The sequence below is a fragment of the uncultured Cetobacterium sp. genome (assembly GCF_947038635.1).
Taxonomy (GTDB): Bacteria; Fusobacteriota; Fusobacteriia; order Fusobacteriales; family Fusobacteriaceae; genus Cetobacterium_A.
In genome coordinates this window covers 1-11,118 of record NZ_CAMQXC010000073.1, presented here as the reverse complement: position 1 = coordinate 11,118, position 11,118 = coordinate 1, and the positions used below count along the sequence as shown (strand labels likewise).

18 protein-coding genes and 1 pseudogene are annotated in these 11,118 nt (G+C 25.9%); 5 read left to right on the top strand and 14 right to left on the bottom strand.

The window, feature by feature from the left end; all coding sequences use genetic code 11:
- From Q0V08_RS07860 to Q0V08_RS07840, 5 genes are all read left to right on the top strand, one after another.
- Positions 1 to 1,605, top strand: a 1,605-nt coding sequence (locus Q0V08_RS07860; RefSeq protein ID WP_297433680.1) for a hypothetical protein, incomplete at its 5' end; no start/stop codon positions are given.
- Between the two features lie 20 nt (positions 1,606 to 1,625).
- Positions 1,626 to 2,234, top strand: coding sequence for a hypothetical protein (locus Q0V08_RS07855; protein WP_297433678.1), 609 nt, complete (start codon positions 1,626 to 1,628; stop codon positions 2,232 to 2,234).
- Between the two features lie 38 nt (positions 2,235 to 2,272).
- Entirely contained in the window at positions 2,273 to 2,686 is a 414-nt protein-coding gene (locus Q0V08_RS07850; RefSeq protein ID WP_297433676.1) for a D-Ala-D-Ala carboxypeptidase family metallohydrolase, read from the top strand.
- 14 nt (positions 2,687 to 2,700) lie between these two features.
- Entirely contained in the window at positions 2,701 to 3,042 is a 342-nt protein-coding gene (locus Q0V08_RS07845) for a hypothetical protein (RefSeq protein WP_297433674.1), read from the top strand.
- Positions 3,035 to 3,481, top strand: a complete 447-nt coding sequence (locus Q0V08_RS07840) for a phage holin family protein (RefSeq protein ID WP_297433672.1) — start codon at positions 3,035 to 3,037, stop codon at positions 3,479 to 3,481. Before Q0V08_RS07845 ends, Q0V08_RS07840 begins: the two co-directional genes overlap by 8 nt.
- Before the next feature lie 67 nt (positions 3,482 to 3,548).
- Here the strand turns inward: Q0V08_RS07840 and Q0V08_RS07835 are convergent, their stop codons facing one another.
- The 14 genes and pseudogenes from Q0V08_RS07835 to Q0V08_RS07770 all read right to left on the bottom strand — a co-directional run.
- Complete coding sequence (locus tag Q0V08_RS07835) at positions 3,549 to 4,100, bottom strand: HEPN domain-containing protein (RefSeq protein ID WP_297433670.1); 552 nt, start codon at positions 4,098 to 4,100, stop codon at positions 3,549 to 3,551.
- Positions 4,100 to 4,669: a recombinase family protein gene (locus tag Q0V08_RS07830; RefSeq protein ID WP_297433668.1), complete on the bottom strand. Its 570-nt coding sequence runs from the start codon at positions 4,667 to 4,669 to the stop codon at positions 4,100 to 4,102. Before Q0V08_RS07830 ends, Q0V08_RS07835 begins: the two co-directional genes overlap by 1 nt.
- A 200-nt stretch (positions 4,670 to 4,869) precedes the next feature.
- Positions 4,870 to 5,379, bottom strand: coding sequence for a hypothetical protein (locus tag Q0V08_RS07825; RefSeq protein ID WP_297433666.1), 510 nt, complete (start codon positions 5,377 to 5,379; stop codon positions 4,870 to 4,872).
- Positions 5,363 to 5,677, bottom strand: a complete 315-nt coding sequence (locus Q0V08_RS07820) for a hypothetical protein (RefSeq protein WP_297433664.1) — start codon at positions 5,675 to 5,677, stop codon at positions 5,363 to 5,365. The genes Q0V08_RS07825 and Q0V08_RS07820 overlap by 17 nt, the downstream gene beginning before the upstream one ends.
- 11 nt (positions 5,678 to 5,688) lie before the next feature.
- Complete coding sequence (locus Q0V08_RS07815) at positions 5,689 to 6,351, bottom strand: hypothetical protein (RefSeq protein ID WP_297433662.1); 663 nt, start codon at positions 6,349 to 6,351, stop codon at positions 5,689 to 5,691.
- A 45-nt stretch (positions 6,352 to 6,396) separates the two neighbouring features.
- On the bottom strand, positions 6,397 to 7,095 hold the full coding sequence (locus Q0V08_RS07810; RefSeq protein ID WP_297433661.1) for a ParA family protein: 699 nt from the start codon (positions 7,093 to 7,095) through the stop codon (positions 6,397 to 6,399).
- A gap of 11 nt (positions 7,096 to 7,106) precedes the next feature.
- Positions 7,107 to 8,312 carry a replication initiation protein gene (locus Q0V08_RS07805; protein WP_297433659.1) on the bottom strand — a complete coding sequence of 402 codons (1,206 nt, stop codon included), beginning with the start codon at positions 8,310 to 8,312 and terminating at the stop codon, positions 7,107 to 7,109.
- A gap of 331 nt (positions 8,313 to 8,643) precedes the next feature.
- Positions 8,644 to 8,973 (bottom strand): helix-turn-helix transcriptional regulator, encoded by a 330-nt coding sequence (locus Q0V08_RS07800; RefSeq protein ID WP_297433657.1) that lies wholly within the window; start codon positions 8,971 to 8,973, stop codon positions 8,644 to 8,646.
- Positions 8,973 to 9,200: a hypothetical protein gene (locus tag Q0V08_RS07795; RefSeq protein ID WP_297433656.1), complete on the bottom strand. Its 228-nt coding sequence runs from the start codon at positions 9,198 to 9,200 to the stop codon at positions 8,973 to 8,975. The genes Q0V08_RS07800 and Q0V08_RS07795 overlap by 1 nt, the downstream gene beginning before the upstream one ends.
- Positions 9,184 to 9,432, bottom strand: a complete 249-nt coding sequence (locus tag Q0V08_RS07790) for a hypothetical protein (protein WP_297433654.1) — start codon at positions 9,430 to 9,432, stop codon at positions 9,184 to 9,186. Before Q0V08_RS07790 ends, Q0V08_RS07795 begins: the two co-directional genes overlap by 17 nt.
- 50 nt (positions 9,433 to 9,482) lie before the next feature.
- Positions 9,483 to 9,842: a hypothetical protein gene (locus Q0V08_RS07785; RefSeq protein WP_297433652.1), complete on the bottom strand. Its 360-nt coding sequence runs from the start codon at positions 9,840 to 9,842 to the stop codon at positions 9,483 to 9,485.
- Positions 9,843 to 9,856: 14 nt separating this feature from the next.
- A complete protein-coding gene (locus Q0V08_RS07780; protein ID WP_297433650.1) occupies positions 9,857 to 10,213 on the bottom strand; it encodes a hypothetical protein in 357 nt (118 codons plus the stop codon).
- Positions 10,214 to 10,221: 8 nt separating this feature from the next.
- Positions 10,222 to 10,440, bottom strand: coding sequence for a hypothetical protein (locus Q0V08_RS07775; protein ID WP_297433648.1), 219 nt, complete (start codon positions 10,438 to 10,440; stop codon positions 10,222 to 10,224).
- Positions 10,441 to 10,570: 130 nt separating this feature from the next.
- Positions 10,571 to 11,118: pseudogene (locus tag Q0V08_RS07770) on the bottom strand (hypothetical protein); the annotation flags it as partial.

Here is an 11,118-nt window from a genome sequence, read left to right as displayed (position 1 = left end):
ACTTTAACTACAAACTTTACAGATGCTATAAATGCGGCTAAAGAGGCTTTAAGGTTAGATATAGCAAAAAAACTTGATAAAGGGACTTATAGTGGTAAAGCTGAAGATTTAAAGGCTGATATAGATACAAAAGAACCTAAATTTATTAAAAATAGTGGATTTAATAAAGTTAAAACAGATTTAGCAGAAAATGATACAAATAAAGTTTTCTCTGCTAAAGGAGCATTTGATTTAAAAACTTGGCTAGTTACTAATTACACAACTTTGATGAATAATATCAGAGAAAACTTAACTAATATGATAAATACAAAAACACCTCATGGGGGATATAATAGAACCTCTCAAGATTTAAAGAATGAAGTTGATTCGAAACTTTCAAAAAATGGCGGTATAGCTACAGGGGTAATTACCATGCAAGGTGTAGGAATCGATATGAAAATACCTCGAACATCTGGTGGATTTGCTAGAGGTTTTGAAGTTTCTGATTCAAATAGCGATGAAGTACAGTGTGGTATTGGTTATTATGGTGCAGGAAGTACTGTACACACTTTATGTATGGGATTTGGTACTACTAACACGTGGTTTAATGGAGCAGATGGTATAAAATACGTTAAAGGCGATAATCTATATATCAAGAACTTTGGAGTATACCATCAAGGATTTAAACCAACCTCAAAAGACACTGGCTCTATGAGTGCGTTCTCTACTATACCAAGTGGCACTGATTTGAACACTATAAAATACGGATCATCGTATCAATCTGGAACGTATAAAATTGCTGGGTCAGGATATTCCAATCTTCCAATACCAACAAGTGGTGGAGTGTATGGTACTTTACTCACTCAAAACTCTGGTTATACTACCCAGATATTTACATACGTAGACTCTGTTACATACATAAGGACTACAACAAATTCCAGCAACGACACTTGGACTCCATGGAGCAAAGTGTATACTTCAAATCAAAAGCCTACGGCATCTGAGATTGGAGCTATACCAAACGAACCTTTGGGGTACACTTATGGTTTTCATAATGGTCAAGTTAGTTTTGGTTTAGGTAAAGGAAATGAAATTGGATTTGGATTAAAAGCAGATGGAGATGTGTATGTTAATTACTCTGTTGGTTCTGGATATAAGATACCAAATGGCTTTAGATTTTGTTCTGGTCCATCAAAGTTTGCAAAAATTACGTGCGGAGAAATCCTATCTAATAATAGTAAAGTACTAACAGAGGCGACTTACTGCCCATATAGAGTAGGAGATATAATTACAACAACAAATACTACGCATCCCGCTACAACTTGGCCTGGAACACAGTGGGAAAGGTATGGGGATGGTAAAGTCGTTGTAGGGTTAAATTCATCTGAATCTGAATTTAATTCAGTTGGAAAAACAGGCGGAACAAAAACAGAATCTCTTACAGAAGCCCAAAATGGACCTCACGGACATACTGTAACTTCTGTAATTAGTGGTAGTGGTTGGTATGGACAAGGTGGAGCATTAGGAGGAATGGGATCTATTAAGACAACATCATCTGGAACAGGAGCTCCACACAATAATTTACAACCATATATAGTTGCTTATAGATGGAGAAGAACAGCTTAAAATAATCGGAGGATAAAATTATGAAAAAATTTATATTAAATAAAAAATTAGCTACGGAAAATAAAGTTTTATGTCATGCAGTTATTGAAAATGAAGAGTTTATAACTTTTGAAGGAGAAGAAGTACCTCATTTTATTACTTGGGATGAAAACTTACAAAATATAAGAGCAGCAAAGTTATCAGAATTAGTCGAAAGAGGTGATTATATAGTTCCAGAAGGTTTTAAATTGGTAGGAGAAGAAATTATAGAAATGACAGTAGATGAAAAAAAGATAAATGGAATTATACCTTTAGAAGATAATGAAATTATTGAGAACGGATCAATTAAAACTTTATCGGATTATGAAATGGTAGTTGTAGGAAAAAAAGAATTACTACCAGGAGAATATTTAAATCATGAAACAAAAGAGCTTTTGACTAAAGAGTACCCAAATGATGGAAAAATTTATAAATGGGAAAATGAAGAATGGATTATAGATATAGAAAAAACAAAGGCTTTAAAACAAGAACTACAAAATAAAATAATAGAATTAGAAAACAAAAAATTGATATACACAAATAAAGGATGGGATTCAACAGATATTGATACTGAAATATCTGAGTTAGAAAAACAATTGAACTTATTATAAAAAACCTATAATATATAAATATGAAAAAAGGAGTTGAAATGAATAAAAAAATATCAAATTACTTTTCTGAAAAAGAATCAATCAAAAGCTCTACTGGAGATAGATTAGGAATAAAAAATGTTGTTCCTGAAAACTTAAAAAAAATAGTGGCATATACAGCCGCTAGAATGGATACTGTTAGATTATTTCTTAATGTTCCTTGTACAGTTAATAGCTTTTATAGAAATTTACAATTAAATAATGCTGTTGGTGGTTCTAAAACATCAGATCATATGAATGGAAGAGCTATTGATTTTGTTCCAGTAGGAATGAATCTAAGAGAAGCATACAATAAAATTAAAAATAGTGGATTAAGTTATGACCAACTTATTATTTATCCTAATCAAAGGTTTATTCATATTTCATTCAAAGATGATATAACTACAGAAAGAAAAATGGCATTTGAAAAATAAAAAGGGGGAAACCTATGATTATAATTGATGAAGCCTTGAAAATAATTAATAAATTTATTCCAGATAAAAATACACAATCACAAATGGAAATAGAGTTGAAAAAATTAGAAGTGCAGGACTATAATAACAAAAGAGGAAGTAATCTAGAAAAGGCAGTAAGTATGGTATTTCCTCTAATAGCATTTATATTTTGTGGATTTCTTCTAAGTAATCTTTTAGGAATGTGGATAGGATTTATATTTAAAGTTGAATCTCCAATATTTCCTATGGATGATAGAATGTATCAAATTATAATGGTTTATCTAACAGGATTCTTTGGAAACAGAAGTATTAAAAGCTGGAGGGGTAATGAATAAAATTTTTGAATGGTTAAATGATATTTTTAATTGGGGATCTATTGCTGTTGGAAGTATTATTAGTATTATTGTTGTTTGTTTAGGTGGTAGAGATAAATGGCTAGAATTGCTTGTTATAGGAATGATTATTGATTTTATAACTGGTGTAATGAAGGGAATAAAAACTGAACTTAGTCGTGATAAGTGTTATGATGGAATCATTAAAAAGGTAACAATGTTTTTAATTTTATGGTTAGCGGCCACCCTTGATAAGGCTTTGGGGATAACAGAGCAAAGTGCTAATTTTAGATTTGCTACAATTACTTTTTTTCTTGGTTATGAAGGAATTTCAATTTATGAAAATGCAACTTTTTTAGGAGTACCTTTTCCCATTAAATTAAAAGAAAAACTTCAACAATATAAGGATGAAATATTTGAGAAAGATTTAGAAAAAAAATGACCTCGTAAAATCGATTTTAAGGGGTGTCTTGAACTTCTTTTGACTAAATATATGACTAAAAAAGAGCCTAAAAAGGCTCTTTTTCATAATATTCTTCATAATATTTATTTTCTTCTAAAATACTATGTATTTTAAATAAAATTTCAAATAATTTATCAATATCTGCTTTTATTTCATCTGGATTTATTTTATACAAATAAGGATTATCCAAATTGTTTATTTCATATTTTTTTATAAATTTATCACTTAAAATTAAATTTTCTCCATTTTTAGAATTAGGATACCTTAATGTAGTTCCTTTTTTATCCAAATCTGCATAATTTAATATAAGTTGAGACATAAATACTATTTCTTCATTAGTCAATATTTTATCTTTACTTAATATATCATTTAAGTTTTCCAAAAGTTTTTCAATATCATGGTTATGATTAAATTGTATATCAAATCTCTTCATCAATGATTTCAATTGTAATTCAATAAAATGTCTATATAAATATAACCCTACATCTGGATAGTCATTAATTACCAAATCTCCAGATTTTTTAAAATGCTCTGCTGAAACTGCTTCAGAATATTCTTCACCTAACAAAAATCTACTATTTACAAATTTTTGATTCATCATATTTCCCCCCTATTTTTCAATTCTTTTTCCCAACTATAAATAGTTGTTCTATGAACATTAAATTCTTTAGCTAAATCAGTTTTAGAAAAACCTTTTTTATAAAACTTTTTAAATCTATCAAGTTGTTCAGAATTTAACTTTATAGAGCCTTTTTTTCTTCCTTGATAAATACCTTTTTGCTTTGCTATTTCTATTCCTTCTTTTTGTCTTTGTTTTATATTTTCTCTTTCCAGTTCAGCTACAGCTCCAAGCATTGTTAAAACTAATTTTCCACTTGGAGTATTTGTATCTATTCCCAAATCTAATATTTTTAAATTAGCTTTTTTATTTTTTATTATATCAACTATTTCTAGTAAATCTCTTGTACTTCTGCTTAGTCTATCTATTGATTTAACAACTATTGTATCATTCTCTTTTATTCCTTCAATCATCTTTTGGAGCTGAGGCCTATCTATATCTTTTCCAGAACAATAATCAATATAAGTTGTATCAGCTTCATCATATGCCAAAATTTGTCTATCTATATTTTGAGTATCACTTGAAACTCTAACATAATATTTTATCATTTTTCTCCTTTTTGTCGGTTTTAGAGTATTTTTTTTATTTACTACACTTTTTATAAAAAAAACTATAAATTTTCATATAAATTTTTATTATTTTTCTATTTATAATAGGGTACACTCTAAAAACAACATTTTTATTTATATTATATCATTTTAAAAAAGCATATACAAAAAATTAATAAAGAAAGGTTTTTAACCTCTCTTTATTTTAATTCATATTTTTTTAATACCTTAACTTTTTCCTCTATATTTTCTCTCCACTTTTTTTGAATTCCAAGTCCTAATAAAATAACTAAAGCAGTAAATAACACATATAACGAATTTGAACTTTTTAAAGAATCAAAATCTTGTAAATAATTACTTTTCAATGAAACATAAATAAGTAATCCAAATAATATTGTTGTGACGAAAACTAAAAGAACTTCAAATTTTAAAAAAGTAAAAATATTTCTTTCTAATTTTTCTATGTCACTATCAAATTTTTCTATATTTTTAAAAAAATCATTGTCTTTTGGTATTTCATTATTTTCCTTTAATTTTAATAGCTTTTGATAATATCCATTTAATGTAAACTCTTCTAAATCATAAACATCATTTATGACTTTTCGAAGTTCTAAATAACGATAAATTTTATGTAACTTTATTTTATTTTTTTTATTTTCAACTTCTTCAATCTTCTGTTTTAAAATATAGAAATCATTGTCTATGTTCATCATTTGTCTCCTCGTTAAATAATTTATTGATAAATTTATGACTATAAAACAATCCAAAATATATACACTGTTCTATATTTATTGGCTTTAATAGTATAACAATTATAAAACTACTAAAAGCATAAAAAAACAACATAAAAATATTTTTTAACCATTTTTTAGTTATTCTTTGGTCTGCTCTATCATAAAAACTATGATCCCTATATGAAAACACAGATAAAACAATTTCTTTAAATCCCATTGCTGCTAAAATTATAAAGCTATTCATTATTTGTGTAGTTGTTATAACACTTCCCATTTTCCCCCCAATTACTTTAATATCTCCTGTATTTTCATTATATATTTTTGTAGTTCTTTTTTATCTTTTTCTTTTAAATTCTCTATTTTTTTATCAATATCAACAAAAAGTGTATTACAATTTCTAAAATCAAAATCTATTATATTATTATATTCTATCTTTTCAGGAATAGCAGTCTTATCCTTTAATAAATTTACAACTTCCTCATAAGTTCCACCATTATTTATAATATTTATGTACTCTGCTTTATCTTCCTCTGAATAAAGTAAATCCACATATTTTTGTGGCATAATTGCAATAGCTTCTTTATTATTAACAATTGAATATAGTTCATATCTTTTTCTATATCTTAAAGCTGTTTTTTTATTTACTCCATTTAGTTGTAACCATTTTTCATATAATCCATCATATTTACTTCCTGATTTAGATAATTTATCAAAAACAGATGTGAATATCTCTCCCAGTGAAATAGCATTTTTTATTTGTAAGTTAATTAAAGAGGTAGTTTTAGAAATTAACATATCAGTAATTTCTTTATCATCTGTTAAATCTCTAATCAAATCTAAATTTACAATTGAATCTATTTTGTAACTATGCTCTTCTTCTTTTTTTACATTTGTTTTATCTATTGAGTTTTGAATCATATTTTTAATCTCTAATCTAACTTTACTCATTAATTTCCCTCCTTAAAAAAGCTAGGGACAAGTTGTCCCTTGCTTTTAGATTACTTTTAATATCTCTAAGAATATATTTTGAACTTTTTTAGCTGTTGCATTATTATACTCCCAAATAGTTTTTCTATTTTGAATCATTAGCTCTATAAAAGTTAAACTTTCAATAGGGGCAGTAAATAATATTGGAGTTCCATCTAAATCATTTTTTAATTCTGTATAATTAGTTTTATGAACTGATGAAGATGATTTATATCTATTTGTTACTATTGCTTTAACTTTAGAAACATCTATTGTTTTCAAAAGCTCTAAAATACTTTCTGTTGTTAGTTCATCAGCATAACTAGGAATTATAATATCATCTGATAATTCTAAAAATATTTCATCTATTTTTAATGTTGGGATACTATCTATTAAAATATAATCAAATTCATCTTTAACTCTTTCTATAAATTTAACTATTTCTTTTAAAAATTGATTTGAAAATTTAACATCTTCTAAAGGTAAAAAATACAGATTGCTTCTAAGTCTAAAATATTCTCCATCTTTTTTTAAAACTTCTGCTTTAAGACCTTTTTTAAAAGTTTTATCCCCTTTAAATAAAAAATTAAATACATTATTTTGTGGATCTGATGTTAATATTAATACTTTTTTATCTCCATAAGCTAATCCAGCAGCTAACTGTGTTGTAATAAATGTTTTTCCAACTCCACCTTTATTATTTTTTATAGTAATTACTTTTCCCACTTTTCCCTCCATTATTCAACTCTAATAGCTTTTATTATAAATTCCTTTTTAGATGCGTTAAAAAACTTTTCATACATCTTATTCATATTTTCAGCTCCAACCTCTTTTAAAAATAGAATTTTAGCTTTTTCTAAAATTGGTTCTTGAATATCTTCCTCTGAATTTAAGAACATTTGGTATAAAGAGTCATCACTTCCCTGTTCTTTAGATGATGTAACAATTTCTACCCTTTCTATTTCAATCTCTTTTTTTTCCACTTTTTTCTCTTGCTTAACTTTTATCTTTATTTCATCTTTTTTAGTTCCAGTTTCAATAATTTTAAAAAGATAAGTTAAATTAGGAATTACTTGTTTTACTGTTTTGTAAGCATAATCTAATCCTTTTATTAAATCTGCTTCTTTATATTTATTAATTAATTTATGTATGTTTTCATCTGTTAGAATTGAAGTTATAAATTTATTTTTCTTTGTTTTTTCTATTGCTTTACTTAATTTTTGAGAAATTTCAACTTCAATAATTTCAGCTTCTTCGAGTTCATCAATTTTACCCTTCCAAGTAAATTTTAACTCCACAACTCTATTTTTTTCTTTAATTTTTTCTAGTTTTAATTGTTCAAAATATTTTGGTAAGTCATCCATTATTGGAGTTAATACATATTTATCTATCTCTGACATTCTATATTTTACTGGAATAGATAATAAATTTCTAAAATCTTCAATTTTAAAACTTCTCCATTTTCTTGTATTATCCCATTGTTTTAATAATCTAAACATATTTTTAGAATAAGAACTCTTTAAACTTACAAATTCAATCAAATCAAATTTTGTATAATTTCCAAGTTTTAAAATATTATTCAATAAATATTCAAATTTTTTATTTACTTGTATTGAAATCATTCTATTATCTGAACTTATTTCATATTCATCAAATAAATTAAATTTTATAAAATTTAGTTCATCTTTTCCTTTTTTTATCTTTAAATCCATTAATTTATCATATGTTGCCTCTAAATCTTTTACAAATCTAACTAAATTTCTATTTGAATAATTGGATAATTCTTTTAATTCTGAAAATGGAATCTCTATTTTTTCTAATCCTTGCTCTTTAGCTTTAAAACAAATACTAAAAAATAAATCTAATTCTTTTTCCTTAAATTTTCCAAAACTGAAATTATTCATTTCATTGTTATATTGGACTATTTTATTTTTTTTATTCATAAAATCCTCCACAAAAATATGTAACAATATCTACCCTTAGTTAGTTTATTTTTAGTAAATATTATTCTATAAATCCTTTATAAATAAAGAATATCATAGGAATGGGTAGAAGTCAATAAAGCTACTACCCTAACATGTAACAATTTCTACCCTTTATTGTAACAATAACCACCCTAACATGTAACAATTTCTACCCTTTGTTGTAACAATAACCACCCTAACATGTAACAATTTCTACCCTTTATACCCATTTAAAGTATTGATTTTACTAGCTTAGATTCATCCGAAATTATTAAATAATTAAATATAAAATATATTATTAAATAAAAAATTATTTATATAAAAATTTTAATTCTATTTCTTCTAACTTCTTTTTTTTATTTATTATATCTTTTTTAAAATAATTTGTAACTATTTGTTCAAAGATATTTTTTTCATCTTCCAGAAAATCAAACTTATCTAAAATACTTTCTATAAAATTTATACTAAGTTCTCTTTTTTCATTTTCAATAGCTGATAAGTAAGAAATTGATATTTCTAACTTTTTAGCCATGTCTTTTAAAGTCAAATTTCTTTTAACTCTGTATATTTTCATAAATTGTTTCAAGGTTAAATTTAAAGTATTATAATTTTTTTCATCCATTTCTAAAATCATTATCATTAAGCTTCCTCCCAATCAGCTATTATTTTTAATGAATCTTTATATATTACAGGAGCTTTTTCTTTACAACTAAGACAAACAAAGTCTTTACTATGTTCAGTTTTATGTTTTTGTTGTGCTAATATTTTTCCACTTTTACCATCTTTTTTAATAGATCTAATTATAGTTATAGGAACTACACCAATTTCAACAACCTCTCCTCCACACTCTTTACATTTCCAAGACATCTATACCACATTCCTTGAAATGCCTAGCAATCGCAAACACATATTGCTCAATGAACTCTAAGTTTTCAATATTTAATTCTTTTAGTTTTTCTGGATTTAATTTTTTATCAAATCTTTCAACTCTAACAGTTCCATTTTTATTAAATTTAACAGTATGTTCAATCCCACAATCTAAGCAATAAACTTTTTGTGATTTATTTGTCGTATTATCAGCTATAATTAAGCCCTTCATACATGAAAGACATATCCTAGCAGTTTTATTTTTAAATGTCGCTGAAATCATTATTTCACCTCTCCGAAACCATATTTTTTAAGTATTTCAGCTTCTTCTTTTACTCTTTTTTTATTTTCAGTTCTTATAGATTCCATAACTTGCTTATATGTATATTGTTGGCCATACAGTTCTTTAATAAGTTCCTCTCTTCTCTTAATATTATTTCTTCTAGAGTGAATACTCATAAACTGCATAATATCAACTTTTAATTCTTTCAGAACTTCACCTTTGCATAAACAATGGACAATCCCTTTAAATGTACTTTTTTTATTTTTTCTAATGTGTGATCCATTTGCTGTACTTAATCTAATTGCTCCTTTTGTAAATTTTTTGATTAATCTAGCTTTTCTTTTAGTCTTAGTAATCATTCTTTATCACTCCTTTATTTTATAAATCCATTTTTTATAAGGTATCTTATCTTTACACCAACAGACCTTTTTGATTTTTCAAGTTTAAGACAACAATATTCAGGATTATTATGATGTTCTATTAAAAATGCTTCCTCTTCTGCTGTATATGGCTTTTTTGTCTTAATATAGTTTTCTGGGGAAACATAAGTTCCTCGGTCAACATCATTACAATTTTCAAATCTCATTTTTAGAATGTCATTAAACTCATCAATTATCTTTTGAGGATCTGGATGATTTTTAAAAACATATCTTTTGTCAGAGTCAATAACTAAAGCTCCATTAAAGTCAAATACATCTTTAGCATTTAAAATCAATTCATCAATATCCATAAAATCACCTAAACCTTACCAGTAAGGGAACCAATCCCAAAAGTAACTCCAGAGCTTCCAAGTAGAAAAAATGTTGCACTTAGTAAGATAAAAAGCCACCATGCTTTTTCGTTTTTAATATTTTTTCTAGTATCAAGAGTAGCTACAAATATAACTGTTGATACTCCAGTAACTCCAATACTAAATAAAATCAAATAAATTAAGACCAATTTTTTAATAATTTCCATACTCACCTCTTTTAAAATTGTTTAAATTGTTTAAAGGCACTTAAAAGCCTTTTGAAAATCTTTTTAGTATAAATACACTAATTTTTGTTTAAAATCGTTTTTATCAATAAATAATCAAGCCTACAAGTGTTTAAATTATGTTTCTTAAAGCTGAATTTAGTGTGTTTAAATAAATTTTATTGCTTTTCTTTTTCATATTAGCTAAATGATTTTTATTAATGCCTTGTTTTACAAGGATTTCAATAGCTTTATTTTCATCATCTTCTGTTAAAGTAATAGGTGTTGTATTTTCTTGAATTACTTTTTTCTCTTCTGTTTGCTTAGTGATATATTCCATAGTTTTTTCAATTTTTGTATTTTTTACTTGTTTATCAGTTTTAATATTCCAGTTCTTTTTTAATGCTTGGTAAATATATCCATAACCCTTATCATTTTTCTTAGAGTAATTAATTACAGATTTAACTCTTTCAAATTCAATTTGATTTGTTGCTATAACATCAATTAAGTTTTCTATAGTTCCCTTGTCCTGAATTTCAGTTTCTAATAAATCTTTTATTTCTTGAGAAATAGAACTACTACTTTTCGTTTTTTTAGTAGGAGTATAATTATTAGAGTATATAGGAGTATTATGAGCGGACATTTCTGTCTTGTCTGGGGAGAAGACATTTCTGTCCTGTC